29 protein-coding genes are annotated in these 26,510 nt (G+C 45.6%); 24 read left to right on the top strand and 5 right to left on the bottom strand.

From position 1 onward, the window contains the following. Positions 1-38 precede the first annotated feature (38 nt). The 23 genes from rpmF to B9N78_RS05140 all read left to right on the top strand — a co-directional run bounded on the left by rpmF (position 39) and on the right by B9N78_RS05140 (position 21,385). Positions 39-218: a 50S ribosomal protein L32 gene (gene rpmF / locus B9N78_RS05250; RefSeq protein WP_085099466.1), complete on the top strand. Its 180-nt coding sequence runs from the start codon at positions 39-41 to the stop codon at positions 216-218. Then, on the top strand, positions 211-1,236 hold the full coding sequence (gene plsX / locus B9N78_RS05245; RefSeq protein ID WP_085099463.1) for a phosphate acyltransferase PlsX: 1,026 nt from the start codon (positions 211-213) through the stop codon (positions 1,234-1,236). The genes rpmF and plsX overlap by 8 nt, the downstream gene beginning before the upstream one ends. A 113-nt stretch (positions 1,237-1,349) precedes the next feature. Next, complete coding sequence (locus B9N78_RS05240; RefSeq protein WP_085099459.1) at positions 1,350-2,333, top strand: beta-ketoacyl-ACP synthase III; 984 nt, start codon at positions 1,350-1,352, stop codon at positions 2,331-2,333. A 131-nt stretch (positions 2,334-2,464) separates the two neighbouring features. Next, positions 2,465-3,208, top strand: coding sequence for a 3-oxoacyl-[acyl-carrier-protein] reductase (fabG, locus tag B9N78_RS05235; RefSeq protein WP_085099456.1), 744 nt, complete (start codon positions 2,465-2,467; stop codon positions 3,206-3,208). Positions 3,209-3,237: 29 nt separating this feature from the next. Then, positions 3,238-3,465: an acyl carrier protein gene (gene acpP, locus B9N78_RS05230; RefSeq protein WP_085099453.1), complete on the top strand. Its 228-nt coding sequence runs from the start codon at positions 3,238-3,240 to the stop codon at positions 3,463-3,465. Positions 3,466-3,594: 129 nt separating this feature from the next. After that, the gene (gene fabF / locus B9N78_RS05225) at positions 3,595-4,833 is read left to right on the top strand and encodes a beta-ketoacyl-ACP synthase II (protein ID WP_085099451.1); all 1,239 of its coding nucleotides are present in this window, start codon (positions 3,595-3,597) and stop codon (positions 4,831-4,833) included. Positions 4,834-4,878: 45 nt separating this feature from the next. After that, positions 4,879-6,117, top strand: coding sequence for a serine hydroxymethyltransferase (gene glyA / locus B9N78_RS05220; RefSeq protein WP_085099448.1), 1,239 nt, complete (start codon positions 4,879-4,881; stop codon positions 6,115-6,117). Between the two features lie 123 nt (positions 6,118-6,240). Beyond that, a complete protein-coding gene (locus B9N78_RS05215) occupies positions 6,241-6,696 on the top strand; it encodes a deoxycytidylate deaminase (RefSeq protein WP_085099445.1) in 456 nt (151 codons plus the stop codon). After that, entirely contained in the window at positions 6,671-7,813 is a 1,143-nt protein-coding gene (ribD, locus tag B9N78_RS05210) for a bifunctional diaminohydroxyphosphoribosylaminopyrimidine deaminase/5-amino-6-(5-phosphoribosylamino)uracil reductase RibD (RefSeq protein WP_245805473.1), read from the top strand. Before B9N78_RS05215 ends, ribD begins: the two co-directional genes overlap by 26 nt. A 10-nt stretch (positions 7,814-7,823) precedes the next feature. Next, positions 7,824-8,489, top strand: a complete 666-nt coding sequence (locus B9N78_RS05205) for a riboflavin synthase (RefSeq protein WP_085099442.1) — start codon at positions 7,824-7,826, stop codon at positions 8,487-8,489. Between the two features lie 218 nt (positions 8,490-8,707). Next, the gene (locus tag B9N78_RS05200) at positions 8,708-9,928 is read left to right on the top strand and encodes a bifunctional 3,4-dihydroxy-2-butanone-4-phosphate synthase/GTP cyclohydrolase II (RefSeq protein ID WP_085101236.1); all 1,221 of its coding nucleotides are present in this window, start codon (positions 8,708-8,710) and stop codon (positions 9,926-9,928) included. Between the two features lie 11 nt (positions 9,929-9,939). Next, positions 9,940-10,410 carry a 6,7-dimethyl-8-ribityllumazine synthase gene (gene ribH, locus B9N78_RS05195; RefSeq protein WP_085099439.1) on the top strand — a complete coding sequence of 157 codons (471 nt, stop codon included), beginning with the start codon at positions 9,940-9,942 and terminating at the stop codon, positions 10,408-10,410. Between the two features lie 182 nt (positions 10,411-10,592). Then, a complete protein-coding gene (gene nusB / locus B9N78_RS05190; RefSeq protein ID WP_085099436.1) occupies positions 10,593-11,054 on the top strand; it encodes a transcription antitermination factor NusB in 462 nt (153 codons plus the stop codon). Between the two features lie 70 nt (positions 11,055-11,124). Next, on the top strand, positions 11,125-13,623 hold the full coding sequence (leuS, locus tag B9N78_RS05185) for a leucine--tRNA ligase (protein WP_085099432.1): 2,499 nt from the start codon (positions 11,125-11,127) through the stop codon (positions 13,621-13,623). An 86-nt stretch (positions 13,624-13,709) separates the two neighbouring features. Further along, positions 13,710-14,216: an LPS assembly lipoprotein LptE gene (gene lptE, locus B9N78_RS05180; protein WP_085099429.1), complete on the top strand. Its 507-nt coding sequence runs from the start codon at positions 13,710-13,712 to the stop codon at positions 14,214-14,216. Positions 14,217-14,363: 147 nt separating this feature from the next. Next, positions 14,364-15,350 carry a DNA polymerase III subunit delta gene (gene holA / locus B9N78_RS05175; RefSeq protein WP_085099426.1) on the top strand — a complete coding sequence of 329 codons (987 nt, stop codon included), beginning with the start codon at positions 14,364-14,366 and terminating at the stop codon, positions 15,348-15,350. A gap of 285 nt (positions 15,351-15,635) precedes the next feature. Further along, positions 15,636-16,313 (top strand): RadC family protein, encoded by a 678-nt coding sequence (gene radC, locus B9N78_RS05170; protein WP_085099423.1) that lies wholly within the window; start codon positions 15,636-15,638, stop codon positions 16,311-16,313. Between the two features lie 28 nt (positions 16,314-16,341). Then, on the top strand, positions 16,342-16,614 hold the full coding sequence (locus B9N78_RS05165; protein ID WP_085099420.1) for an acylphosphatase: 273 nt from the start codon (positions 16,342-16,344) through the stop codon (positions 16,612-16,614). A gap of 148 nt (positions 16,615-16,762) precedes the next feature. Beyond that, entirely contained in the window at positions 16,763-19,282 is a 2,520-nt protein-coding gene (gene lon / locus B9N78_RS05160) for an endopeptidase La (RefSeq protein ID WP_085099417.1), read from the top strand. 167 nt (positions 19,283-19,449) lie between these two features. Beyond that, positions 19,450-19,698, top strand: a complete 249-nt coding sequence (locus B9N78_RS05155; protein ID WP_085099414.1) for an FmdB family zinc ribbon protein — start codon at positions 19,450-19,452, stop codon at positions 19,696-19,698. A 35-nt stretch (positions 19,699-19,733) separates the two neighbouring features. Further along, positions 19,734-20,666 (top strand): hydroxymethylbilane synthase, encoded by a 933-nt coding sequence (hemC, locus tag B9N78_RS05150; RefSeq protein WP_085099411.1) that lies wholly within the window; start codon positions 19,734-19,736, stop codon positions 20,664-20,666. After that, a complete protein-coding gene (locus B9N78_RS05145; RefSeq protein WP_085099409.1) occupies positions 20,647-20,916 on the top strand; it encodes a helix-hairpin-helix domain-containing protein in 270 nt (89 codons plus the stop codon). Before hemC ends, B9N78_RS05145 begins: the two co-directional genes overlap by 20 nt. A 244-nt stretch (positions 20,917-21,160) precedes the next feature. Beyond that, positions 21,161-21,385 carry a hypothetical protein gene (locus tag B9N78_RS05140; protein WP_085099406.1) on the top strand — a complete coding sequence of 75 codons (225 nt, stop codon included), beginning with the start codon at positions 21,161-21,163 and terminating at the stop codon, positions 21,383-21,385. A 112-nt stretch (positions 21,386-21,497) separates the two neighbouring features. Here B9N78_RS05140 and selD read toward each other — a convergent pair whose 3' ends face one another. Then, positions 21,498-22,541 carry a selenide, water dikinase SelD gene (gene selD, locus B9N78_RS05135; RefSeq protein ID WP_085099403.1) on the bottom strand — a complete coding sequence of 348 codons (1,044 nt, stop codon included), beginning with the start codon at positions 22,539-22,541 and terminating at the stop codon, positions 21,498-21,500. Positions 22,542-22,564: 23 nt separating this feature from the next. After that, complete coding sequence (gene cobT / locus B9N78_RS05130) at positions 22,565-23,644, bottom strand: nicotinate-nucleotide--dimethylbenzimidazole phosphoribosyltransferase (protein WP_085099400.1); 1,080 nt, start codon at positions 23,642-23,644, stop codon at positions 22,565-22,567. A gap of 131 nt (positions 23,645-23,775) precedes the next feature. On the opposite strand from cobT, the gene B9N78_RS05125 reads away from it, so the two are divergent. Beyond that, the gene (locus B9N78_RS05125) at positions 23,776-24,609 is read left to right on the top strand and encodes a WcbI family polysaccharide biosynthesis putative acetyltransferase (RefSeq protein WP_085101233.1); all 834 of its coding nucleotides are present in this window, start codon (positions 23,776-23,778) and stop codon (positions 24,607-24,609) included. Positions 24,610-24,636: 27 nt separating this feature from the next. Here the strand turns inward: B9N78_RS05125 and B9N78_RS05120 are convergent, their stop codons facing one another. From B9N78_RS05120 to pyrR, 3 genes are read right to left on the bottom strand one after another with little or no spacing between them, the layout of a single operon-like run. Further along, positions 24,637-25,236 (bottom strand): hypothetical protein, encoded by a 600-nt coding sequence (locus B9N78_RS05120; protein WP_085099397.1) that lies wholly within the window; start codon positions 25,234-25,236, stop codon positions 24,637-24,639. Positions 25,237-25,261: 25 nt separating this feature from the next. Then, a complete protein-coding gene (gene thrB / locus B9N78_RS05115; protein WP_085099394.1) occupies positions 25,262-25,798 on the bottom strand; it encodes a homoserine kinase in 537 nt (178 codons plus the stop codon). A gap of 41 nt (positions 25,799-25,839) precedes the next feature. Next, positions 25,840-26,379 carry a bifunctional pyr operon transcriptional regulator/uracil phosphoribosyltransferase PyrR gene (pyrR, locus tag B9N78_RS05110; protein WP_085099391.1) on the bottom strand — a complete coding sequence of 180 codons (540 nt, stop codon included), beginning with the start codon at positions 26,377-26,379 and terminating at the stop codon, positions 25,840-25,842. Between the last annotated feature and the right edge of the window lie 131 nt (positions 26,380-26,510).

Raw genomic sequence — 26,510 nt, 5'->3', positions numbered from 1 at the left:
CGAATGAACCGGGTCAAAATCACTCTCAGGAGACAGTCATGGCACAGCCTAAAAAGAAAACTTCCAAGTCCCGTAGAAATATGCGCAGGTCTCACGACCACGTAGACACACCTAACGTTCATGTTTGTGAATGCGGTGAACCTATCATTGCACACAGAGCTTGCTCTGCATGCGGTTCCTACAAAGGTCGTCAGGTAATCACATCTGAAGATGCCTAACAAAACTCCCCGCATTGCAGTTGACGCCATGGGTGGCGATCACGGCCTTACGGGAATTGTTTCTGCTGCGGTCAGTGCCGCAAAGAAAGGGACTCCGATAACTTTGGTTGGAGATGAGTACATGATCCGGTCCGAGCTTGAAAAGCTTGATACCGGATCATGTACTATTGACGTTGTCCATGCATCACAGGTTGTCACAATGGAAGACAAGCCTGCCGATGCCATGCGCAAAAAAAAAGACTCGTCAATTCAGGTTGCATGCAGACTTGTTAAGGACGGCCTTGCTGACGGAGTGGTCAGCGCAGGTAATTCAGGAGCAACTGTAGCGGCCGGCATGTTTATCATAGGAAGAATTAACGGTGTGTTAAGGCCCGGAATGGCCGGAATCCTCCCCACCGAAAAGAAACCTATGGTACTTATTGACGTTGGAGCCAACGTTGATTCCAAACCGGAACACCTTTTCCAATACGGGATTATGGCAGATGTATTTGCCCGTGATGTCCTTGGCTTTAAGAATCCCCGCATAGGAATTCTGACCATCGGCGAAGAAGAAGGTAAAGGAAATTCTCTGGTAAAGACTACCTACAATATGCTCAAAAGTTCTTCACTGAATTTTGTCGGCAATATTGAAGGCAGAGATATTTTTACCGGAGATGTTGACGTTGCTGTGTGCGATGGTTTTGTTGGCAATGTTGCGCTTAAGCTTTCCGAAGGACTTGCTAACAGCCTTGGAAATCTCCTTAAGGGAGAACTTAAACGCGATATTGTTTCAAAAATCGGCGCAATGCTGGCAATGAAAGCTTTTAAAAGATTCGGTAGACTGGTAGACAAATCTGAATACGGAGGAGCACCCCTGCTCGGCCTTAAAGGGATTGTCCTTGTCTGCCACGGTAAAGCTGACAGCCTTGCAATCGAACGCGCCATCGAAATGGCCGCGCGATTTGTAAAAAATGATGCTGTCGCTCATTTGAAAGAAGGTTTAGCAGCGCACAGTGAAATAACTGAGAGCACACTGTAATACAGCCGGACAAACTTATTTTAATGCCTGGATGTATACAGATATTTTTTTCAGGAAGGCTTTTTTAAGCAGGAGAACTGCCTCCCTCCCAGTCAAAAACAGGAACTGTAATAATGAGTAATTTCTCCTACATCAGAGGGCTGGGTTATCACGTCCCTGAAAGAGTTTACACTAATGCCGATCTTGAAAAATTTGTTGACACTACAGATGAATGGATAGTCTCCCGTACCGGAATTAAGCAGCGTCACGTTGTTGAAAATGAAACATGTCTTGACCTGACTTTTGAAGCGACTCAGAAAGCTCTCAAAGATTCCGGAATGGAAGCGGATGAACTTACGCACATTTTAGTTGCGACTTTCACCGCGGACACAGTAATCCCGTCGGCAGCTTGCCTGCTGATGGAAAAACTGGGACTCTCAAACAGAATTCCGATGGATATTTCCGCAGCCTGTTCCGGATTTGTATATGCTTTAGAAGTAGCCAGAGCGCTTATCTGTTTGCATCCTGATTCAAAAATTCTTGTCTGCGGATGTGAAATTTTGACCAGCCGGGTCAACTGGGAAGACCGTTCCACCTGTGTTCTTTTCGGAGACGGAGCCGGAGCAGTTATACTCACCGCTGAAAATTGTCAGAATTCAGGAAAAGTCATTGACGTGCTGCTTTCATCTGAAGGCGAAGGCGAAACCCTGAATGTAAGAGGCGGCGGATCTGCTTACCCTTACAAACTTGGTGACACTGTCGGAGAAAATCACTTTATCCAGATGCAGGGACGCTCGATTTACAGAAAAGCTGTTAGATCAATGTCTGCTATTTCGCTTGAGATATTAGCAAAGCATGGTTTTACAACTGAAGATGTGGATGTACTTATTCCTCATCAGGCAAACATGCGCATCATTGAAGCTGTGGGGAAAAAACTTGAAATTCCATCCGAAAAAGTTTTTTCCAATGTCGAAAGATTCGGCAACACCTCAGCTGCATCAATTCCAATCGCCCTTGCAGAAGCAAAGGAAGTCGGAGTGATAAAAAACGGAGATCTCGTACTGTTAGCTACTTTCGGTGGTGGACTGACATGGGGTTCGACTTTAATTCAGTTTTAAATTTCATAGAGAAAAAAGCTTCTGCATGACCTCAACAGAGTGTCACAGAACGTTAATATATAAAATTTGCAGTCAAAGCCGCTTTAGGCTATGAGACGCAGGACTAGACAATTAATACAGAGGAAATACCTATGAGTGATCTGCCGAGCACCGCCCTTGTAACGGGTGGGTCAAGAGGCATAGGAGAAGCTTGTGCCAAAAAGCTGGCTAAAGACGGCTTTGAAGTAATAATTACATACGTAAGCCGCCCTGACGGAGCTGACAGAGTCTGCTCCGAAATTGAAGCTGCCGGCGGTAAAGCAAAATCCTACAAGCTGGATTCTTCTGACCGTGAAGCTGTTACCTCCTTTTTCAAAGATGAAATCAAGGGAAAGGTAAAACTTGATGTTCTGGTGAATAATGCCGGAATCACCAGGGACGGATTACTTGTCCGCATGAAAGATGATGACTGGAACAAGGTTCTGGATATCAACCTTACAGGCGCGTTCACCTGTCTGCGCGAAGCCGCAAAGATTATGATGAAACAACGCTATGGAAGAATTATTAATATTTCCTCAGTAGTAGCTCAGGCCGGTAATGTCGGTCAGGCAAACTACGTAGCTGCCAAGGCCGGTCTTATAGGACTGACCAAAGCCAGTGCCATTGAACTTGCTCCGCGTAATGTCACAGTGAATGCCGTAGCTCCGGGATTTATAAAAACAGACATGACCGCAGAACTGAACGAAGAAGTTGTGGCGCATATGCTGGAAAATATACCGCTTAAAAAACTCGGAACATCCGATGATATAGCTAATGCCGTTTCCTTCCTTGCGTCGGAAAACTCCAGTTATATTACGGGACAGACTCTCGCCGTTAACGGCGGGATGTACATGTAAAAAACAAACTTAATGATTTGGAGGGGACCATGTCCGCAGCTGAAAAAGTAAAAGCAATTATCGTAGAACAGCTTGGCGTATCCGCAGACGAAATTAAAGACGACGCTTCCTTTGTTGAAGATCTCGGAGCAGACTCCCTTGATCTGACAGAACTCATCATGGCGATGGAAGAAGAGTTCGATATCGAAATCGAAGACGAAGACGCTCAGAAGATCCTTAAAGTCAAAGACGCTATCAACTTCGTTGAAGGCAAATAGTCGACTGGACTTGATCTAAGCAAGGCTTTTGAATGAGCGTCTTACTCGGCCCCTAAAGGGCGTAAGACGCTCCTTTTTTCATTTGCCCATCGACAATAATCTCCAACACATCTTACAGGCTAACATACCATGAACAGGGTAGTAGTAACCGGCCTTTCCGCCATCACCCCTATCGGTAATGACATAGATACCAGCTGGAACAACCTCCTTGCTGGTAAATCCGGCATCGCTAAGATCACATCTTTTGATGCGAGTGAATTCGCATCTCAGATTGCCGGCGAAGTCAAAGATTTTGACCCAACAGCTTTCATACCAGCCAAACAGGCAAAACGTATGGAAAGATTTACACAGCTTGCTGTTGCCGCCAACGCAATGCTGCTTGAAAGTGCCAAACTTAAGCTTGAAGGTGAGGACTGCAAACGCGCTGGAGTTGTTATCGGAGTTGGTCTCGGTGGTCTTCAAACCATTGAAACACAGCACGCTAAACTGCAGAAAAGCGGTCCTAAAAAAATCACTCCTTTCTTTATCCCGATCATAATCGGAAATATGGCAGCCGGACAGGTTTCCATCTTTTCCGGAGCTCGTGGACCTAATATGTGCATGTGTACAGCATGTGCATCAGGAACACATTCCATCGGCGCAGCATATACTGACATTATGTTAGGCCGTGCAGACGTTATGATCTGCGGTGGTACTGAATCAACCATCACCCCGCTGGGTTATGCAGGATTCACTTCCATGAAAGCCCTTTCCACCCGTAACGATGACCCCGAAAGTGCTTCACGCCCGTTCGATAAAGGTCGCGACGGTTTTGTAATGGGCGAAGGATGCGGATTACTGCTTCTTGAATCACTTGATCATGCAAGAGAACGCGGAGCTGAAATTCTCGGTGAAGTCGTAGGATTCGGAGCTTCATCCGATGCTTACCACATGACAGCACCACCGGAAGATGGAAGCGGTATGGCTCTGGCCATGGAAGCTGCTATCCGTGAAGCTGGAATCGACCCTTCACAGGTTGATCACATTAACGCACACGGAACTTCCACATACCTGAACGACTTCTGCGAAACTAAAGCTATTAAAAAAGTTTTCGGAGATCACGCATACAATATCGCGATTACCGCAAACAAATCCCAGACCGGTCATCTCCTAGGAGGAGCCGGCGGCATGGAAGCTGTTTTCAGTATTAAAGCTCTTGCAACCGGAATTATCCCCGGAACAGCAAATCAGCTTGAAGCCGACCCTGAGTGTGACCTTGATTACGGCAAAGACGGAATGCGCAAAAAACAGGCAAATTACGTCCTTAGCAACTCATTCGGTTTCGGTGGAACAAACGCCTGTATGCTCTTCAAAAAATTTGAAGATTAATTGGCCCCCTCTTTGTAAGGGACCGTCAAACTCTTGGAGCTTGTCATGGAAGAATTAATGATGAAAGATCCGGCAGTGGCCGCAACCATCGCACGCGAAGTAACTCGCCAGATGACCGGTCTTGAACTTATCGCTTCGGAAAACTTTACTTCCACTGCGGTTCGTCAGGCAATGGGCAGCGTAATGACTCATAAATACGCTGAAGGTTATCCAGGAAAACGTTATTACGGCGGTTGCGAATTCGTTGATCAGGTTGAAGATTTAGCCCGCGACAGAGCTAAAGAAATCTTCGGCTGCGAATATGTCAACGTTCAGCCTCATTCCGGTTCACAGGCCAATATGGCTGTATACTTCGCCGCTCTTAAACCAGGCGATACTGTTCTCGGTATGGATCTTTCTCATGGTGGTCACCTTACCCATGGAAGCCCGGTCAACTTTTCAGGTAAACTCTTTGATATTCACTTCTACGGAGTGGACCCTGAAACCAAAACTATCAACTATGATAACGTCTTAAAGATTGCCAAAGAGTGCAAGCCCAAGATGATCATAGCTGGTGCAAGCGCATATCCTCGTATCATAGACTTCGCCCGCTTCCGTCAGATTGCTGATGAAGTAGGAGCAGTCCTCATGGTCGATATGGCGCACATTGCAGGACTTATCGCCGCCGGCGTTCACCCTTCCTGCATTCAGCACGCACACTACACAACTACTACTACCCACAAGACCCTTCGCGGTCCTCGCGGTGGGATGATCCTTTCCAGCGAAGAAAATGCAAAAGCATTGAACTCTAATATCTTCCCCGGAATTCAGGGTGGACCGCTGATGCACGTTATTGCAGCTAAAGCAGTTGCTCTAGGCGAAGCTCTCACCCCTTCATATATCGAATACCAGAAACAAGTTGTAGCTAACGCAGCCGCATTAGCAAAACACCTTATGGATGCAGGTTTCGACCTTGTATCCGGCGGAACAGACAACCACCTTATGATGGTTGACCTGACCAATAAAGACATCACAGGCAAAGATGCCGAGATAGCTCTTGATGCAGCAGGAATCACCGTCAACAAGAACACCATTCCTTTTGAAACACGTTCTCCGTTTGTTACTTCCGGAATCCGTATCGGAACTCCGGCACTCACAACCAGAGGAATGAAAGAAAAAGAAATGGAAAAAGTTGCATCATGGATTACCGCAGGTATCGGTTCCATCAGCAATGAAACCAAACTTGCCGGAATTCGCACAGAAATTGCGCAGTTTGCTAAAGACTTTCCATTATTCGCATATTAGCAAAAACTTGAAATCAGTTGTTAATCAGCTGATATTTTAATTTATATATCAAATTCATTGACATAAAGGCGGATTCGGAAATTTTTCCGAATCCGCCTCATCATCAAAAGCAGGGTGATCCTCATGGACAATAGACTTCCTTGGCCTGAATATTTTATGCGCATAACGCATCAAGTTGCAGAAAGAGCCACATGCACAAGACGCAAAGTCGGTGCTATTGCCGTTAAGGATAAAAGAATCCTTGCCACAGGCTATAACGGTTCACCTTCTGACATATCTCATTGCGCAGACATTGGATGCCTTCGTGAATCACTCGGAATACCTTCAGGACAACGCCACGAACTCTGCCGCGGTTTGCACGCTGAACAAAATGTCATCATTCAGGCCGCTGTTCACGGTATAAAGCTTCAAGGTTGCGAAATTTACTGTACCACTCAGCCCTGCCTTATCTGCACCAAAATGCTCATCAATACAGGTGTAACAGCCGTGTATTATGCAGAAAGCTACCCTGACGAATTATCTGAAGCTATGTTCAAAGAAGCCGGAGTAAAGTTTGAACTTCTGCAGTTCGACATTTAATTCTTCTGAGCAGTTCATGGCCCGAGCCGTGAAATTAGCCTTGCGCGGAAGAGCCCGCACAGCTCCCAACCCTACCGTCGGAGCTGTAATGGTTCGCGACGGACAAGTTGTGGCTGAAGGATGGCATCACTATTGCGGCGGCCTGCATGCAGAGCGGGAATGCATTGCCGATGCAAAAGCCAAAAACGTGGACATGACAAAATGTACCATGTTTGTAACACTTGAGCCCTGCAATCATTACGGTAAAACGCCTCCATGCACCGAAGGAATTATTGAAGCCGGAATTGCGCACATTGTTATCGGCACAAGAGATCCTAATCCGAAGGCTGCCGGAGGCCTGGAATTCCTTGAATCAAAAGGAGTTAAAGTCGAAACAGGCGTGCTTGAAGAACAATGCCTCGACCTTATTTCCGATTTTCTGCTCTGGCAGTCCGGTGAGCGTGCATATTCAATTCTAAAACTAGCTTCGACAATCGACGGTAAAATTGCCGGAACAACAGGCAGACAGGAAGCAGTCTCCTGCCCGGATTCTTTCGAAGATGTTCAAAAGCTCCGCGCCATGGTCGGAGCGGTAATTATCGGCGGCAACACCTTGCGTGAAGATAATCCATCACTTAACTGCCGCCTTGAAATTAAGCCGGAAGGGTTTGCGCAACCCAAAGCTGTGATAGTAACAACTAAACTTCCTGAAAATCATGAAGCATTTACACTGACCACAACACGCGCTAAAGAAACAATTTTCTGGACAACTATAGAGCAGGCTGCGTCTGAAACAGCAAAAGAGCTGGTCAATAAAGGTATTGAAATTATAGGTCTTCCCTGCGATGAAAAAGGACTTATATTTGAGAACGGATTCAAATTTCTACGCGAAAAATACGGAGTGCTCCGCACACTTTGTGAAGGCGGCGGCAAGCTGGCCTTATCACTGGCAGAGCAGGATTTGATCGATGAATTCGTAATGTATCAGGCTCCGCGCATTCTCGGGAACACTCACGGCAGACCAAACTTTGCAGGATCAGACAGACAATTTATGGAAGAAGCCCTTAATTTCAGGGTCAGCCGCGTAAGCCAAAGCGGCTGTGATTTAAAAATAGTTTTCAAACCCGCTGACAGATAAAGGACCAAAGATGTTCACCGGAATTATTCAGGGTAAAGGCTCTATCGCAAAAGCTGAAAACAGAGGAAAAGAAACCCGTTTTACAGTCACCGCCCCTGATATTAAAGATTACGCCAAAGGTGAATCCATTGCTATAAATGGAGTTTGTCTCACAGTTGAAACTTACAGTGACAGCTGGTTTTCATGTTACGCAAGTAAAGAAACCATGGACTGCACCAATCTAGGCAACTTGAAACCCGGATCTAAAATAAACTACGAGCGCGCCTTGGCTATGGGCGACAGACTTGGAGGACATATAGTCAGCGGACACGTTGATTGTATTGCTTCAGTCGAATCAGTACGGCCTGCCGGGGAATCCAGAATTTATAGAATTAAATTTCCGGCCCAGTACGGTCCTTTCGTTGTGCCTAAAGGTTCCATAGGCCTCGACGGTATAAGCCTGACAGTTAACGATTGCGGCGAAGATTTTCTAGAGGTCAACATCATTCCTGAAACACAGGATCAGACCACAATTTCAGACTGGAAACCAGGCTACCGAGTTAACATGGAAACAGATGTTATCGGCAAATATGTTCAACGAATGCTTGGGCCATGGACCGGGAAATCGGCGTCAGCAAAATCAGACAGTGCTGAAAGCAAATTAACAATGGATTTTCTTAGAAAAAACGGGTTTTAAGGCTGAATAATCCTCAGTCACTTAATATTAAGTGACGATAATTATAACAAACCTGCAAATAAACACGTTAACCAATTGAAATAATATTAAATTTAATCTTTGAAAAACATATTTCACCCTTTTTGTTTTTTAAGGTAAGAAGACATCTCCTGTTCGCAAAGATGGAACCGGAAAAATATAATGAACACTCCGAGATGCCGGAGCATGAGGATATCAAAATGCCTTTATGTACTATTGACGAAGCGATTGAAGATCTCCGCGCAGGTCGCATGGTCATCATGGTGGATGATGAAGACCGCGAAAACGAAGGTGATCTTGTTTGCGCCGCTGAAAAAGTTACTCCTGAACTGATCAATTTTATGGCTACACACGGCAGAGGACTTATATGTCTGGCCATGTCCGGCGAAATGATTGATGCGATTAAGCTTCCCTTAATGGCTCAGAACAATGACTCTCAGTTCGGAACAAACTTCACAGTTTCCATCGAAGCCCGTAACGGTGTTACAACAGGTATCTCCGCACAAGACAGAGCCACAACAATTCTGGCTGCTGTTGCTGACGATGTTAAAGCTGAAGATATTGTTTCCCCCGGTCACATCTTCCCTCTCCGCGCCAAAGAAGGCGGAGTTCTGGTCCGCGCAGGACAGACTGAAGGCAGTGTGGATCTTGCCCGTCTGTCAGGACTAAAACCTGCAGGCGTCATCTGCGAAATCATGAAAGATGACGGAACAATGGCAAGAATGCCTGACCTCGAAATTTATGCTGAAAAGCACGGCCTTAAAATTTGCAGCACCAAAGACCTTATTAAGTACCGCATGAAATTCGGCAGTCACACTGTAAAACGTGAAGCGGAAGCGGAACTGCCGACTCGTTGGGGTGATTTCAAAGCGATAGCTTTCCATTCCAGCGAAGACAATCGTACTCATATAGCTCTGGTCATGGGCGAGCTTGATCCCACAGTACCGACTCTGGTCAGAGTTCACAGCGAATGTCTGACTGGTGATGTCTTCGGATCAATGCGTTGTGACTGCGGAGATCAGCTTGCTTCAGCAATGTGCATGATCCGCAACGAAGGCAAGGGAGTCCTGCTCTACATGAGACAGGAAGGTCGCGGAATCGGCCTCGGCAACAAAATCAAAGCCTATCATCTTCAGGATCTGGGTTGCGACACTGTTGAAGCAAACGAAAAACTGGGATTCAAGGCCGACCTCCGTGAATACGGAACCGGTGCACAGATTCTGGTACAGCTCGGAATTTCTAAAATGATGCTTATGACTAATAATCCCAAGAAAATCATAGGCCTTGAAGGATACGGACTTGAGGTAACTCAGCGCGTTCCAATTGAAATGGATGCGTGTGAAGTGAATTTCGACTATCTTAAAACCAAGAAAGACAAGATGGGCCACCTTCTGGATCATCTGGAAGACAAAAAGAAATAACGGAGACAGACATGCATCATATCAATACTATCGAAGGTCAGCTTGACGCCAAGAATCTCAAGATTGCTTTGATTGCCGGACGTTTCAATGATTTTATCGTTGAAAGACTGATAGGCGGAGCTGTTGACTACCTCGTACGTCACGGTTGCGACAAAGAAAATATCACTTTGATTAAAGTTCCAGGAGCTTTTGAGCTTCCGGTTGTTACCAAGAAAGTTGCAGAAACAAACAAGTACAACGGAATTGTCGCCCTCGGCGCAGTAATCCGCGGAGCAACACCACACTTTGACTTCGTTTCAAACGAATGTGCAAAGGGTATTGCTCAGGTAAGTCTTGATAATAATCTGCCGATCGGATTCGGAGTCCTCACCTGTGATACATTGGAACAGGCCATTGAACGCGCCGGTTCTAAAGGTGGAAACAAAGGTGTTGAAGCTGCTTCTGCTATGCTTGAAACTATCAGAGTTCTTGAGCAGATCTAAGCAGTTTTTTCTGAACAGATTCAGCCTATATCAGGCTGATTTATTTAGTAATTACCACATGGGCAGCCGGACTCCGGTTTAAATCGGAGACCGATTGCCCGTTGTGTTGTTTTAAAAACAATTTAATTGTATCGTACAGACACGGCGCAAGTGCGCCCGAACCAACAGGATTATAAAGTCAGATGTCCCAGACAAAAGGTTTACGCAGAAAAGGCCGTATATTAGCTTTCCAAGTTCTTTACGGCATAAGTTTTGTCCCCCCTCACGGAGGATGGACATGTGAACGCATATATAATCAAAGCCCGGCAGTTGCCAGAGAAACAGATGAAGACCTCATTTTGTATGCTCGTGAACTTCTGCTCAGCATTTGGAATAAACTCGAAGAATTGGATGAAATCATCACCAAATATTCGAAGCATTGGAAAATCGAGCGCATAGCCAAAGCGGAACTCGCTATCCTCAGACTCTCCGTATATGAACTGCTCTACAAGGCGGATATTCCCCTTAAAGTCGGTATCAACGAAGGGATCGAGCTTGCAAAAAAATTCGGTGATGATAATTCACGCAATTTCATCAACGGAATTCTCGACGCTGTGGCGCGTGATATAGACAGCGGAAAATTCCCAATTACTAAAAAATTCTAATTACAGTTATCCTTTCATCGGGAGCATGTCGTTTTTCCGCTCTCGTAAAAGTAAAAGCAAGGATCCTACAATGGGCTTCGGGAAATATAATCCAGAAATAATTGAAGAAAAATGGCAGAAGGCTTGGACAGATACAGGGGCCTTCCATGTAGAGACAGACACATCGCGTCCCAAGTATTATGTCTTGGAGATGTTTCCGTACCCGTCCGGCAAAATTCACATGGGACACGTGCGTAACTACTCAATTGCTGACGTAGTTGCCCGTTACAAAAGAATGAAAGGATTCAATGTCCTTCACCCCATGGGCTGGGATGCTTTCGGTCTGCCTGCTGAAAATGCGGCGATCAAAAACAAAACCCATCCTGCTGAATGGACCTATGCCAATATAGATGACATGCGTACGCAGCTTTCACGCCTCGGTTATTCCTATGACTGGAGACGTGAAATGGCTACCTGTCACCCGGGATATTATAAATGGGAACAGCAGTTTTTTCTGGATTTCCTGAAAAAGGGTTTAATTTACCGCAAAAAATCTCCGGTTAACTGGTGTGAAACCTGTAATACAGTTCTTGCAAACGAACAGGTTGAAGACGGTCTTTGCTGGCGTTGTGATACTCAGGTTGAGCAGAAAGAACTTTCCCAGTGGTTCATGCGTATCACTGATTACGCAGAAGAACTCCTTGAAAGCTTGAACAAGCTTGAAAGCGGATGGCCTGAAAGAGTTCTGACCATGCAGCGCAACTGGATCGGTAAAAGCATCGGTGCTGAACTTGATTTTGAAGTTGCCGAAACAAGCGACACCATCAGCGTTTTCACCACCCGCCCTGATACTCTTTACGGTGCGACTTTCATGTCTCTTGCGGCCGAACACCCTATGGTGGAAAAGCTTATTGCAGGCAATCCGGAAGCTGATAAGGTCCGCGAATTCGTCACAAAAGTTTCTAACATGGACCGTATTGTCCGTTCCGGCGATGACCTTGAAAAAGAAGGTGTTTTCACTGGATCGTACTGCATCAACCCGCTTAACGGCGCAAAGATGCCCATCTACGTGGCAAACTTTGTTCTCATGGGTTACGGAACAGGCGCAGTAATGGCCGTTCCGGCACATGATCAGCGCGACTTTGATTTTGCTAAAAAATACGACCTGCCGATGCAGATTGTAATTCAGCCAGAAGGTAAAACTTTATCCCTTAACGAACTGACTGAAGCCTTCACCTCTCCCGGAATCCTTATAAATTCCGGTGAATTCAACAATATGCCTAATGATGAAGCAAAAGGCGCAATTGTTGAATATCTAGGCAAGAGCGGTAAAGGCAAAAAGTCCGTCAACTACCGCCTTCGTGACTGGAATATTTCCCGCCAGAGATTCTGGGGTTCTCCTATTCCTGTTATCTATTGCGATCATTGCGGAATTGTGCCTGTTCCGGAAGAAGATCTTCCTATCGTGCTGCCGGAAGATGCGGTTATGAACGCTGACGGACGCTCACCGCTGCCGCAGATGGAATCTTTCATCAACACAACCTGTCCTAAGTGCGGCAAACCTGCCAAACGGGAAACCGACACCATGGATACTTTTGTTGAATCTTCATGGTATTTCCTGCGCTACACTGACGCACGCAAAGATGACGGAGCTTTCAATCGTGATGCTCTGGATTACTGGCTCCCTGTCGACCAGTATATCGGCGGAATTGAGCACGCTATTTTGCATCTGCTTTATGCAAGGTTCTTCACCAAAGCTTTGCGTGACGAAGGTTACACAGGTCTTGATGAACCTTTTGCAAACCTGCTTACTCAGGGTATGGTACTCAAAGACGGTGCCAAGATGTCTAAATCTAAAGGCAACGTTGTCGACCCTAATGCCATGATCGCAAAATACGGCGCAGATGCAACAAGACTCTTTATTCTGTTTGCTTCGCCACCGGAAAAAGACCTCGAATGGAGTGATCAGGGACTGGAAGGAGCTTCACGCTTCCTGAACAGAATCTGGAGACTCGCTGAAGATCTTGAAGGTTCAATTTCTCCTGTCGGCGCTTGTGCAAAACCCGAGGGAATGACTCTTCCATCCGAAGCTAAAAACCTGCGCCGCAAAGAACACGAAACAGTAAGCCGCGCAAACCGTGACATGGAAAACAAATTCCAGTTCAACACGGTAATTGCTGCGACAATGGAACTGGTCAACGAAATGTATGCTCTTAAGGATACGCTTCTTGAAAGTGACGGCGGTAAATTTGCTTTATCTTCAGCTTTCAGCACAGTGCTGACTGTTCTTGCTCCAATCACTCCTCACCTCTGCGAAGAGCTCTGGGAAATTATGGGGTATAAAGGATCTGTCGCAGCGGCTGCGTGGCCTGAATATGATGAATCAGCACTCGTCACTGACGAGCTGCTCATTATCGTTCAGGTAAACGGGAAAATGAGAGCAAAGCTTTCTGTTCCGGCCTCCGCACCGAAAGATGAAATTGAAAAAGAAGCGCTTGCTCATGAAAATGTTGTTAAAAACATTGAAGGCAAGACAGTTAGAAAAGTGATCGTTGTTCCGGGTAAACTGGTCAACATCGTCGCCAATTAAGATATTATTGCGGGACGGCTTATGTCGTCCCGCTTTCTTCTATTTAACCGCAACCCGCAAATCGCGGCTTACAGGGACTCTTCAGAATGATCGCCATTAACACCGTAAAACGACTCTTGTTACTTCTATGTCTCGTTTTCATCGTCAGCGGATGCGGTTATCAAAATTCTGCAAGCGAACCTAACAAACTGCCCGAGCAGTTCAGAAAAGTCGCTATTGCCGAAGTCTCCAACCCTACCCTTGAACGCTGGCTTGAACCTTATATCAGATCAGGCCTCAGGGATGAGATCACACGCCGCGGGCAGCTGACATGGGTTGATAAACCAAAAGCGGACGCTCTTTTCAAAATCAGAATCGTAAGTTTTTCAAACGGAAGCCGCGTGCTTGGCGTTGACGATAAGACACTGAAATATGATGCAACTCTCAGAGTCCAGATGCGGGTAACCGATGCTGCAGACGGTCATACCATCTGGAGTTCAGGGACTGTGGGCGTAACCGAATCTTATTATGCAGGCCAAGAAGACGCTACAAACAGACTGGTTGTAAAACTTATGATCCGCAGACTTGTCGACCGCATGAATCAGGCTTACTAAGGAAATTAATTCCCCTGAAAAGTGATGCATCCGTGCATAATATTTATGCCGGATGCGCAAAATAGTGATTAAATTTCAAGCCCCCTTGCAATCTTATTTTTAATCAATTTTCCAGTTAATAAGACGTAAAACTCAAGCAGGATAAACATGTCCAGACCGGGATACATTTTTCTCACCTGCCCCGATGCGGAACTGCTCCATGGGCGCATTACCGAAATTCTTGATAGCAACAACGCTTCAGATTTTGAAAAAAAAGTATACTGGGCTGACGATGAACTTCCTTCCACATTCTGGGACGACCTTACCCTCCAAACTCTTTTCGGTTCCAGCAAAGCAATTATATTGCGCCGTGCACACACTCTTAAAGTAGCCACCTGGAAGACACTTGATAAGGCATTATCAGCTCTTTCCGGATCTTCTTTTCTATTTCTATGCCTTGAAGGCGCATGGACAAAAAAAAGCGCGCCTGTTCCAGCTGTTTTGAAAAAGCAAAAATGCTGGCAATACGCAGAAAAACAGAACTGGATATGGGAATCCGCAGGACTTGATGAAAAATCAATCACAGGATTCGTAAATCAATGGTCTGCTCGCAACTCAATTATTATGGAGAACAGCGTAAAACAGGCTTTAACTAAAGCACTACCCAAAGACGCCAGAGCTGCAAAACTTGAACTGGATAAACTGGAACTTGCTGCCGGACCTGAAAAAAAACTGCTCATGGACCATTTGGACATGATTGCTTTTTCAGAAGACATGAATTTCTTCGAGTTTATGAGCGCAATGTCGCAGGGCGGAGATACTATAGAAATCTGGCGGAGAGTTCTTACAAACCACATGGAAAAAGATTCCATGATCTTTATGCTTACAGCCTCCTTAACCCGCGAAGCGAGAACCTTATGGATGATGCTTCACGGTGAAGAATCCTCCGTGGGCCTCCCTCCTTTCGTCAAAAAGCAGAAAAAAGTTCTGGCTCAGCGGTTAGGACCGGCGCGCATCGCTAAAATTTTCGATATTGTCCTTGAAGCTGAAATCGGAATAAAAACAGGAAGCCGCAGACCGGAGCAGGCTCTCGAACTTCTTGTTGCCGCACTTACAAGTCTTTTTGCAGTATCTCCATCAAATCGTAGAAGATAAACTTTAATTGTTTCCAATTTGAGTTTTCAATTTTTCTGTGCCGAATTATCCATTTTTTAAGCTTAAAAACATGTTTTTTATAGAAAACAGTGTTTTTTGATTAGAATATGGTCGAATTCATACATGCACAGGTTGATTTGCCGTGATATCCAGTTTATCTCTTACTCATAGAGATTGACTTAAAAATCATTAATTTCATGTTTTTTACACTTTTTTTGATTATTTTTGCTCATTTTGACGACTTTTTAACAATAAGACTTGCCAAAGCAGACTTACTATTTATTTATGAATGACAAACCGCACTATCATGGACACCGCCAAAGGCTCAAAGAGCGGCTTTGCAATAACTCGCAAAATTTGGCGGACTATGAAATCTTAGAGCTTATGCTCGGACAGGTGCTCCCAAGACAAGACACAAAACCCATAGCCAAAGATCTGCTGGCAGAATTTGAAACACTGGGTGGAGTTTTTAAAGCTTCTGATGAAAGGCTGAAAAAGATCAATGGAATCGGCCCGGGTGTTTTAACTTTTTTCAAGCTTCTCCGTGAATTCTGGACAAGAATGGCCGAAGAACCGATGTATGTTCAAAATGCCCTTTCATCGCCGGAGGCTGTTTCAAGAGCCGCAATAGCGCGTATAGGCAATTTGGAAGTTGAACAATTCTGGGTAGCACTGGTCAACAATGGCAATAAAGTGATATGCTGGGAAAAGCTCACGGACGGAACTGTCGACAAAACGGCTGTTTTTCCACGCGAAATTGTTGCTCTGGCCCTCAGACACAACGCAAGCGGAGTAATTCTGGCCCATAATCACCCCGGCGGAGACCCTTCTCCGTCCCCGGAAGACCTTGCAAGAACGATGGAAATTAAATCCGCTTGCCGGGAACTTGATATCCGCCTGCTTGACCATGTTATTGTTACAGCAGACAGGCATTACAGTTTTATGGAATCAGGACGATTGTAATCTCACCTCAAACCACAAGGAGAACCCGATGATTAAAAGTTATCATTGTGTCGTTGCTGGAAAGGTTCAAGGAATATTCTTTCGTTCATGGGTTAACGATCAGGCCGTAGCCCTTAATATAGGCGGCTGGGTTAGAAATATAGACGGTGAAAAAATTGAAATTCTTCTTCAAGGCAGTGAAACAGATATTGCAGAAATGAAGTCAAGGCTTCTTGTCGGTCCTCCTTTAGCACAGGTAACAGACCTTAAATGCGATTGGATTGATTACGACACAGAGCACGAGTCATTCGAAATAAGATGACTTAATAGTCGCCAGAGCTTTATGCCAAGCTTTCGTAATGTATTTTACAACAAATGTTTCCTGCCTCGTTCTTAAAAGACCTGAGATTGAAAATATTTGTTCATCATATTGTTAAATAAATAACCACTTTTGACATAAGGATCTTCCGTTGAAAAAAAAGAAATCACCTATTAAACCGCTCAAGCTGCGTAAAAAAGACAAAGCCGGTCCGATAAAAAATGTTAAAGCAAAGAATCTCTCTGATGCCGGAAACAATCAGGGACTTAACAAACCTCCGGTTTCTCCGCTGAATGTTCTTCATGACACGGCGGATCTGCTGGATGAAGCCGGAAATATTGCTGAAAGTGCGCAGGCGAATATTCCTACAACACTGCCTGTCCTTGCAGTTCGTGATATAGTTGTATTCAACTACATGATCCTGCCGCTGTTTGTAGGTCGCGAAAAATCAGTAAGCGCTGTTGAAGCCGCAATGACCGGGGACCGCTACGTAATGATCCTCACACAGCAGGATGAAAGCATTGAGGCTCCTGAGCATGACGATCTCTACACAACCGGAACGGTTTGTATGATTATGCGCATGCTCAAAATGCCTGACGGCAGACTTAAAGTGCTGGTGCAAGGTGTATCAAGAGCTAAGGTAAAAAGATTTATCGGATCTGAACCGTTTCATATAGCTGAAATCGAGACTATTTCTGAACCGGCTACAGGTGAAGTTTCTTCTGAGCAGGAAGCTTTGGTCAGATCATCACGCGAACAGAGTGAAAAAATTCTCACCCTGCGCGGTATTTCTTCATCTGACATTATGAGTGTGCTCAATAATGTAAATGAACCGGGCAGACTCGCAGATCTTATAGCTTCCAATCTGAGAATGAAGGTTGCTATTGCCCAGTCAATACTTGAATGTGAAGAACCTATCGCAAGACTCACACTGGTCAACACCCAGCTTACTCAGGAAGTTGAAGTAGCTTCCATGCAGAATAAGATTCAGAGCAGAGCCAAAGAAGGCATGGACAAAGCTCAGCGCGATTTTTATCTGCGCGAACAGCTTAAAGCCATCAAAGGCGAGCTTGGTGAATCCGCTGATGAAGCGGAGGAAATGGACGAAATCCGCAAGGCCATTAAAAAAGCCAAGATGCCTAAAGAGGTTCGCGTTGAAGCTGAAAAACAGCTCCGCCGCCTTGAAACCATGCACCCGGACGCATCCGAGGCAACTGTTATCAGGTCATATCTTGACTGGATGACTGAAATCCCTTGGAAAAAGCAGTCCCGTGACCGCCTTGATATTAAAGAAGCTAAGACAATATTAGATGAAGATCATTACGATCTTGAAAAAGTTAAAGAGCGTATCCTTGAATACTTGAGTGTCCGCAAACTGAACCCTGCAATGAAAGGCCCTATCCTTTGTTTTGTGGGCCCCCCGGGTGTAGGTAAAACTTCCCTCGGTCGCTCCATTGCACGCAGTCTGCAACGCCAGTTTCACCGTATGTCTCTTGGCGGAATGCGTGATGAAGCGGAAATACGCGGTCATCGCAGAACCTACATAGGTTCCATGCCCGGACGCATCATTCAGGCAATGAAACAGTGCGGAACCCGCAATCCGGTTATTATGCTGGATGAAATAGATAAGCTCGGTTCAGATTTCAGAGGAGATCCTTCTTCCGCCCTGCTGGAAGTTCTCGACCCTGAACAGAACTTTTCTTTTACCGATCATTACTTAAACGTTCCTTATGACCTTTCAAAAGTAATGTTTATTTGCACAGCTAACGTTTTGGACTCCATCCCCCGTCCTCTGCTTGACCGCATGGAAGTCATCAGACTCCCCGGTTACACTGAGCACGAAAAAGTTAAAATCGCCCGCCGTTACCTTCTTTCCCGTCAGGCAAAGGAAAACGGACTCGGTGAAAATGAACTGGTTATGACGGATGAAGTTCTGGCTAAAATTATTAAAGAATACACCCGCGAAGCAGGTCTTAGAAACCTTGAGCGTGAAGTGGGCAGTGTATGCCGTAAGCTGGCCCGCAAAAAAGCCGAAGGCGAAAGCGGACCGTTTGAAGTGACTAAAGATAATCTTCAAAAGCTGCTCGGTATTCCAAGATATCTTGAGGACGAAAGGGAAAACATACTTCCTCCGGGGGTTGCAGTCGGTCTGGCGTGGACACCTGTCGGCGGAACAACTCTGCATATTGAAGTGTCGGCCATGCCGGGAAAGGGCAAACTGCTCCTTACCGGACAGCTTGGTGATGTAATGAAAGAATCAGCGCAAGCCGCCGTTTCTTTTGCCCGCCGCCATGCAGATGAATATGGAATCAGCCCTAACTTCCACGAAGAACAGGACCTTCATATTCACGTACCTGACGGCGCAACGCCTAAAGACGGACCTTCAGCAGGAGTTACACTGGTAACTGCGCTTATTTCCGCGCTGACCAATATTCCTGTTGACCCTGAGCTTGCAATGACAGGTGAAATATCATTGCGCGGACGAGTTTTACCAGTCGGCGGAATCAAAGAAAAAATTCTTGCCGCGGTATCACTTGGAATGAAACGGGTTCTTATTCCTTCACAGAATGCGAAAGACCTTGAAGATATTCCGGATGAACTGCGCAGCAGAATTGAAATCACTCCGATTGAAAGAATAGAAGAAGTATGGCCGCTAGCTAAAACTAAATAGCATCTTCCCGCAATTGCTCAACAGAAAACGCGGCTTACTGACAAGTAGGTCGCGTTTTTTATTGCAATTTCCGTAAGCGGACTTATATGGGCTTAGGACATTGCCCGATAAGCAGTTTTGGGCTATGCAATTTTTCTCGACTATACTTTCAAAACATGGAGTAATTCATGCCAATATACGAATTTAAATGTGCAGACTGTGGGAAAGTGTTTGAAGAACTTGTTTTCAACCGTGATGAATGCCCTTCCTGTCCGGAGTGCAAATCTACCGGAACAGAAAAACTTATTTCTGCCTGTAAGTTCAAAAACGGCGGATCTTCAGACTCAAGAGATATGGGCGCACCGGCCCCGTCTGCGCCATCATCCGGCGGCGGCTGTTCGGGATGTTCCGGCGGGAATTGCTCTTCCTGCGGCTGATTCAGTAACTAATTTCAAAATTAAACGGCGGCATAATGAGAAAAATAACCATCGCGACCCGTGGCAGTAAACTTGCTCTCTGGCAGGCAAATCATATTTCCGATCTTCTGCGCAGCGAATACCCCGGTATTGAAGTGCAACTGCTCAAGATTAAAACCAAGGGCGATAAAATTCTGGATGTTCCACTTGCAAAAGTAGGCGGCAAGGGGCTTTTCGTAAAGGAAATCGAAGAAGCTCTGCTCGCCAATAAAGCTGATTTAGCTGTGCACAGCATGAAGGATGTACCAACAGAACTTCCTGAAGGGCTTGAAGTCGGAATCATCCCGCCGAGAGAAGCGGATACCGATTCTCTTCTTTCCGTAAAGTATGATTCACTTAAAGATCTGCCGATCGGAGCAGTTGTCGGAACGAGTTCTCTGCGCAGACAGTCTCAGCTTCTTTCTTTGCGCAGCGACCTTAAAATTGAATCACTCCGCGGCAACCTCGATACCCGTGTAGGCAAGCTTTTAGCCGGAGAATTTGATGCCATAGTTGTTGCAACTGCCGGCATGAACAGACTTAACCTTTCCGCTCCTAAAAGCGAAATTCTCGGTCCTCCGCACTTTCTTCCGGCTGTAGCTCAGGGCGCGCTTGGAATAGAGTACAGAATCGAAGACACGGAGATTCAAGACATTCTCGCATTCCTTCACGATGAAGATACTGCGCGTCAGGTTCGCGCTGAGCGCGGCTTCCTGACAGGTCTTGACGGCGGCTGTCAGGTTCCTATTGCCGCATGGTCCGTGCTGGAAGGCAATAAAATCAAACTTACCGGTTTTGTAGCGGATATCGACGGAAGCAGCCCGATAAGACTCGAAAGAACAGGCTCTGCCGATGAAGCCTGGGAACTTGGAACAAATCTGGCTAACGATGTTCTTGCAGCCGGAGCCAGAGAAATTCTCGATCGCGTCTATGATAAGTGCAAAGCCTGATATTCTGAAAAGTTTCCGCACCCTGCCAGGAGTCGGCAAGTCCATTGCCGAAGATCTTTGGAATATGGGGTATCGCTCTCTTGATGAAATGAAGAGTGAAGATCCGGAAGACATGTATCTGCGTCTGGAAGAATTATCCGGACAACATGTGGATCGTTGCATGCTTTATGTTTTCAGATGCGTTGTTTACTGCGTTAACACTGTAAAACGCGACCCGCACTTAGAAAAATGGTGGAATTGGAAAGACTGATTTTTCCTGTTTTACTTTATTAAATTCAAGCCTGAAGTCTTTTCATCCTTTGTGATGAACAGATTTCAGGCTTTTCCATTATTAAACTAAAAAATATTAACTTAACGCGGCAATACTCCTGAATCATTAATCATACGATTTAAGCCCAAACATTAAGTTTTATAAAGATCAACCGATAAGACTTTTAAACGGTATCTCATTACCGATATATTACATTTATAACTTCCACGGACGGAGGTCTTCGATGACTAATTCTTCAGATTTTGGACAAGTGGCTCAGGTATCCCCGCAAAGGGAAACAGAAACATTAGCTGATTCTATGAAGGTGTTGCAGCGCAGAAGATTGCACAGACAGGCTTTTGCGGATCCTTCCTTGCACCGTGAACTAGTTAAGATTGAATCCTCGCCGGTATACAATGCCAGCGGCAATCTGATTCAGGCTGTAACCTCCAGCCACGGCAGTGCATAGCATTAAGGACCACCTCCATGAGAGTTTGAGAACTCATGACCTATCTATGACGAAAGCGCGTACCTGTAACAGATACGCGCTTTTTAAATTTGATAAATGTAACACAACCGAACTATCCGATTCGCAGCCGCCCTCTTCGCTTATCAAACGAAACAACCTGTCCGATATGTTCCGCCAAATCTCCGGCTTCAAGGAGCATATCTTTAGCCTGCTGCAACTTCTCCGCAGGAACAGCTAAAATCAATCCACCGGAAGTTTGGGCATCAAAAACAAGGTCCGTCTTAACAGGGTCTGAGCCTTTCGCCGTCTCCACCTGTGAACTGCAAAAATTGCGGTTGGCAAAACTTCCTGCCGGAATCAAGCCCATAGAAGCCAGATCAATAACGTCGTCCATAAACGGCACTTTATCAAGCCACAGTTCAACGGCTACGCCTGAAGCTTCCGCCATCTCTAAAACATGTCCGCCAAGGCCGAATCCGGTAATATCGGTGGCTCCTTTTAAGCCGAGTTCACGAATGACTCTTCCGCCGCCGCTATTTAAGCGGGAAGACCATTTATAGACATCCCTCTCAAAACGTTCTGCGCCGTCCCAGTCAGCCTTTAGAGCTGTCGCCAGCACTCCGGTCCCAAGAGGTTTGGTTAAGAGCAGCTGATCGCCCTCACGCAGTCCTTTGTTAGAAGCAAAACCGGTAGGATCTACAAAACCCGTAACGGAAAGACCGTACTTAATTTCATCATCCTCAACGCTATGACCGCCGGCAAGTACAGCTCCGGCTTCGCGGGTTTTATCCATGCCGCCTTTAAGAATCTCGCGCAGTACTTCGCCACCCATTTTTTTCATGGGATAGCAAACTATATTCATAACAGTCCAAGGCTCACCGCCCATGGCATAAACATCAGACAGAGAATTAGCAGCAGCAATCTGCCCGAACCAATAAGGATTATTAACAATGGGCGTAAAAAAATCCAAAGTCTGAACAAGGGCTTTGCCCGCAGGAAAAGACACTATGGCGGAATCTTCATTCCCCCCCAGTCCGGTCAGCAGACGTTCGTCTTCCACGGCTAACCCTTCAAGCACTTGCGCCAGGTCCCCCGGAGCAATCTTGGCGGCTCAACCCGCGGCTTTAACAGACTTGACCAGTTCCCAAGCGGACATAGTCATTCTCCTTTAAGTAGAAATCAGTTACCGGAATCAACTCCGGCATCATCAAATGTTGCCATATCATTATAAATATTCGCAGCTGCCCGAAGCATAAACATACTCAAAGCGGCTCCGGACCCTTCACCCAGACGCATATCAAGGTGCAATAAAGGTCTTCTGCCGAGTTCTTTCACAACCCCGGCATATCCTGGCTCTGCTGAAGCGTGGCTCAAAACAGAATATCCGCTGACAGCTGGACAGAGCTTGCACGCGGCAGCGTAAGCAGCGGTTGAAATAAAGCCGTCAATACAAATCATCTGCCTGTTCTTTGCGCCGCCGATGATAAGCCCGGCCAGAGCGGCAATTTCATACCCGCCTAAAGCTGTCAGAATAGCAAGAGGGTCTCCGGTTTTGACGGCATCCTTATTTGCAATAAGAGAATTACACACAACCCCTATTTTTCTGACTACACCCTCGGCATCAATTCCACCGCCCGGTCCTGTAACAAATTTAGGCTCAAGCCCGTAAAAAGCGCAATACAAAGCTGTTGAAGGGGTTGTGTTTGAAACTCCCATTTCACCGGTTCCAAGAGTTTTAATCCCGTCACTGTATGCTTCGTCTGCCAGATCAATACCAAGAAAGATAGCCTTTAAGCAATCTTCCTCAGTCATAGCCGGACCTTTAGAAATATTTTCTGTGCCGCAATTGATTTTACGCTGTATCAAATTAGGATGATCCGGAAAAGGTCCGCCTGCGCATCCAGCATCAACCACCACAAGCTGTACGCCGGAAGTATTTGCAAGAACGTTGATACCTGCCCCGCCGCGAAGAAAATTCTCAACCATCTGGCGGGTTACTTCCTGCGAGAAAAAGCTGACGTTTTCAGCATTAACACCGTGATCTCCGGCAATGGCATATATACGGGCCGGATCAGACTTGGGAGCATGACCACCGGAAGCCATATACATTTTTACCGCAAGGTCTTCCAGACGGCCGAGGCTGCCTATGGGCTTGGTCAAATTATCCAGATGAGCGCGCGCATGTTTTTCAAGCGCGGCATCAACTTCTGCCACACTTGAAATAACTGCTTCTAAATCGGCTCTGGAGTAACTTTTCATATAATTTTACCTTAAATAATTATCTTTGATGCCCGCGGGCTTAGTTATAAAAATCATCGACCGGGCTATTCCCGAAAGGAACTTCTATTTATTGTGCTACCATAATGGATTATGCTAATCTGCACTTCATAATGAAAAAGAGAATTTGCATATTACAGGCGAACTGCCAAGGTGAACCAATTGAGGATCTTTTAAGTTTAAGTCCTGAATTTAAGGTAAGTTATGACATTCACCGTTTCACCAACTATATACGAGAGCCGATACCTGGTGAACTTCTCGCGAAGTGCGACCTTTTTCTGTACCAGCATCTTGCAGAAGGTTGGGGAGAACTGTCCTCGGCAACACTTAGTTCCAAGCTGAACACTGAGTGCAAAACCATCGCTTTTCCGAGTATGCTTTTCATCCATTACTGGCCGCTATGGTCTCGAAAAAAAGGATTCGACTACCCTGACACTTTTCTGGAATCTCTATTTGAAAGAGATCTTGACGAGTCCCAGATTCTGCACCTTTTTATGAATGCCAAGCTGACAAATATCTACGATTTTAAATCGATAATTGCTGAATCTGAAAAAATAGAAAGACAGAAAGAAAATTTCTGCTCTGCAAAATACGTCGATTACATTCTTGCAAACTACAAACAGCGTAAGCTTTTCAACACGATCAATCATCCCGGAAAAGAACTGCTGACAAATACAGCGAACGCAATCTTATCCGAGTTGAATATAAACAAACTTACAACCGCGCAGACAGAATCGTTTCCAGAACCGTTCCCGGATTTTGAACAGCCTATCCATCCGCAAATTGCCGAATATCTTGGTTTAGAATTCTGCGGTCCGGACACGCGTTACCATGTATACGGAACAGACCTGACTTTCAGAGAATATGCCATACGTTATATAAAATGCCGCAAACTGGGCATGGAAGATTTCATAGGCTTTCTACAGGCTACAGCACAGAAATTCTGAAACAGCACAGTCGCGCGGCTCTCTATCTTACTTCTTATTCAGATCAGGAGGGCCCATGAGAATCATTTCAGCAAGAGTGAGATCGACTTTGGGCATGGTCTTAATCTTGTTGCCGAGCAAAGCCATTTCCAACCCGACTAAATCTCTGTAAAGCGGGGTCCTGTCCAGCACAGGTACGTTCTCCATATTTTCTGTAAGAGCCTGACACTTGAAACACCCGGGGAAAGCATGCTGCTTGCCGTTAGGCTGGAGCAAAGTGTTCACAACTCCATGCATGCGACAGATCATAAGCCTGTGCTTGTACGCACCGCAAAGACCGTCATCATTTAACGGGCACATAATTTTAGGGCGCACACCGTTTGCAAGCATAGCTCGAGCTCCACGCACATAATCTTCAGCCCGCCTTACATACTCATTTCTTTTTTCTTCAGTAAGCTTATTTAACCCCTGCCATAAATACAGCCACTCAACATATGTGTGGTGCTGAAAATAGCTGGTACAGCAGTTTTCTTCACAATTTTCACACGACAGCCCTATGCGCGCGGAAGTATCTGCATAAACGGATGCCATACGTTCATAGAGGGAATCAAGCTTACGGAAAACTGCTTGTCTGGTACTTTTTTTCATGAATTATTAAACCTTAGCTTACTTTTTATTCTTGTATTGATTTCAACCACTGAGAAATTTTCTCAGTACATTCAGCAGATGAAAATTTATCTGTATCAACTGCAAAATCAGCGTAGCGTTCGTAAAGCGGAACTCGTTCATTATAGAGACTTTCAACGCTTTGATCGGGCCTTATAGCCAGTCCCCTGCCGTCACCGTTACCGACCCGCTCAAGGCAGGTTTCACATCCCATGCGCAGATAGACAACAGGTCCGAGGCTTTTCAGCCTTTCCATTGCCCGCTCGCCATACACAACGCTTCCCCCGGTGGAAACGACTGTTCTTACAACGCCGAGGGTGGAAATGATTTCTTCTTCGGCATTACGAAAGTCCGAAAGACCGAGGTAATCCACGACTTCCTGAAGCGGCCTTCCATAAAAAGATTCCACGACCAGATCAGTATCAATAAATTCCCAATCTAATCGGGCGGCAAGAAGCGGGGCAATAGTTGATTTTCCTGCTCCTGCCATTCCTATAAGGCTGACGGCGCACTCATCTGAAAAGACTAATTCCCTATCACTCATATGAAAACGAACCTTCCGGTTTTAGTACAATTTTTAATTAATTATTCAGGCAGAATGAGCACAACTTTATCTTCATCATCACGCTCTTTTACCAGAACATTTACATGCTCATCTTCACCTGTCCGCACTTCTTTACCTACATAATCAGCACGGATAGGCAATTCACGGTGTCCGCGGTCAATGAGTACCAGCAGCTCAACTCTGCGCGGCCTCCCGAAATCAAGAACAGCTTCGAGAGCAGCGCGAATTGTTCTTCCTGAGAAAAGGACATCATCAACAAGAATAATTGACGAGCCTTCAATATCAAAAGGTATTTCGGTATGATTAAGACTTGGCTGGCGGCTTAAATTTGTCCAATCATCACGATAAAGATTAATATCAAGCTTACCCAAGGGTATTTCTCTTCCAAGTCGATTGTCGAGCAGATCTTTAAGTCTCTGGGCTAAATCTGCGCCGCGACGCTGAATACCTATAATCGCAAGCTTTTCACTACTACCTCTACGCTCAGTAACTTCGGAGGCGAGTCTATCAAGAGTGCGGGACATATCTATTTCAGAAAGGACAATTTTTTGTTTTTGCATATTACTCCGCCTTTAAAGAAATTGAACTTTATATTCAAAACTGTTTAAATTTTAGGATTCAGTCCACGGCATAAGAACTTGCAACAATCACAATGGTAATTATACTTATCTCTAGTAGACTTGTTCTCGAT

Source organism: Desulfovibrio gilichinskyi (assembly GCF_900177375.1).
In the GTDB taxonomy this organism is placed as follows: Bacteria; Desulfobacterota; Desulfovibrionia; order Desulfovibrionales; family Desulfovibrionaceae; genus Maridesulfovibrio; species Maridesulfovibrio gilichinskyi.
The sequence above is the reverse complement of the archived record's forward strand: the minus strand, read 5'-3'. Positions and strand labels throughout refer to the sequence as shown.

Bases quoted from the DNA above. Each gene is read 5' to 3' on its own strand.
- rpmF (WP_085099466.1), top strand. From the start codon at position 39: ATGGCACAGCCTAAAAAGAAAACTTCCAAGTCCCGTAGAAATATGCGC.
- plsX (WP_085099463.1), top strand. From the start codon at position 211: ATGCCTAACAAAACTCCCCGCATTGCAGTTGACGCCATGGGTGGCGAT.
- B9N78_RS05240 (WP_085099459.1), top strand. From the start codon at position 1,350: ATGAGTAATTTCTCCTACATCAGAGGGCTGGGTTATCACGTCCCTGAA.
- fabG (WP_085099456.1), top strand. From the start codon at position 2,465: ATGAGTGATCTGCCGAGCACCGCCCTTGTAACGGGTGGGTCAAGAGGC.
- acpP (WP_085099453.1), top strand. From the start codon at position 3,238: ATGTCCGCAGCTGAAAAAGTAAAAGCAATTATCGTAGAACAGCTTGGC.
- fabF (WP_085099451.1), top strand. From the start codon at position 3,595: ATGAACAGGGTAGTAGTAACCGGCCTTTCCGCCATCACCCCTATCGGT.
- glyA (WP_085099448.1), top strand. From the start codon at position 4,879: ATGGAAGAATTAATGATGAAAGATCCGGCAGTGGCCGCAACCATCGCA.
- B9N78_RS05215 (WP_085099445.1), top strand. From the start codon at position 6,241: ATGGACAATAGACTTCCTTGGCCTGAATATTTTATGCGCATAACGCAT.
- B9N78_RS05205 (WP_085099442.1), top strand. From the start codon at position 7,824: ATGTTCACCGGAATTATTCAGGGTAAAGGCTCTATCGCAAAAGCTGAA.
- B9N78_RS05200 (WP_085101236.1), top strand. From the start codon at position 8,708: ATGCCTTTATGTACTATTGACGAAGCGATTGAAGATCTCCGCGCAGGT.
- ribH (WP_085099439.1), top strand. From the start codon at position 9,940: ATGCATCATATCAATACTATCGAAGGTCAGCTTGACGCCAAGAATCTC.
- nusB (WP_085099436.1), top strand. From the start codon at position 10,593: ATGTCCCAGACAAAAGGTTTACGCAGAAAAGGCCGTATATTAGCTTTC.
- leuS (WP_085099432.1), top strand. From the start codon at position 11,125: ATGGGCTTCGGGAAATATAATCCAGAAATAATTGAAGAAAAATGGCAG.
- lptE (WP_085099429.1), top strand. From the start codon at position 13,710: ATGATCGCCATTAACACCGTAAAACGACTCTTGTTACTTCTATGTCTC.
- holA (WP_085099426.1), top strand. From the start codon at position 14,364: ATGTCCAGACCGGGATACATTTTTCTCACCTGCCCCGATGCGGAACTG.
- radC (WP_085099423.1), top strand. From the start codon at position 15,636: ATGAATGACAAACCGCACTATCATGGACACCGCCAAAGGCTCAAAGAG.
- B9N78_RS05165 (WP_085099420.1), top strand. From the start codon at position 16,342: ATGATTAAAAGTTATCATTGTGTCGTTGCTGGAAAGGTTCAAGGAATA.
- B9N78_RS05155 (WP_085099414.1), top strand. From the start codon at position 19,450: ATGCCAATATACGAATTTAAATGTGCAGACTGTGGGAAAGTGTTTGAA.
- hemC (WP_085099411.1), top strand. From the start codon at position 19,734: ATGAGAAAAATAACCATCGCGACCCGTGGCAGTAAACTTGCTCTCTGG.
- B9N78_RS05145 (WP_085099409.1), top strand. From the start codon at position 20,647: ATGATAAGTGCAAAGCCTGATATTCTGAAAAGTTTCCGCACCCTGCCA.
- B9N78_RS05140 (WP_085099406.1), top strand. From the start codon at position 21,161: ATGACTAATTCTTCAGATTTTGGACAAGTGGCTCAGGTATCCCCGCAA.
- cobT (WP_085099400.1), bottom strand. From the start codon at position 23,644: ATGAAAAGTTACTCCAGAGCCGATTTAGAAGCAGTTATTTCAAGTGTG.
- B9N78_RS05125 (WP_085101233.1), top strand. From the start codon at position 23,776: ATGAAAAAGAGAATTTGCATATTACAGGCGAACTGCCAAGGTGAACCA.
- B9N78_RS05120 (WP_085099397.1), bottom strand. From the start codon at position 25,236: ATGAAAAAAAGTACCAGACAAGCAGTTTTCCGTAAGCTTGATTCCCTC.
- thrB (WP_085099394.1), bottom strand. From the start codon at position 25,798: ATGAGTGATAGGGAATTAGTCTTTTCAGATGAGTGCGCCGTCAGCCTT.
- pyrR (WP_085099391.1), bottom strand. From the start codon at position 26,379: ATGCAAAAACAAAAAATTGTCCTTTCTGAAATAGATATGTCCCGCACT.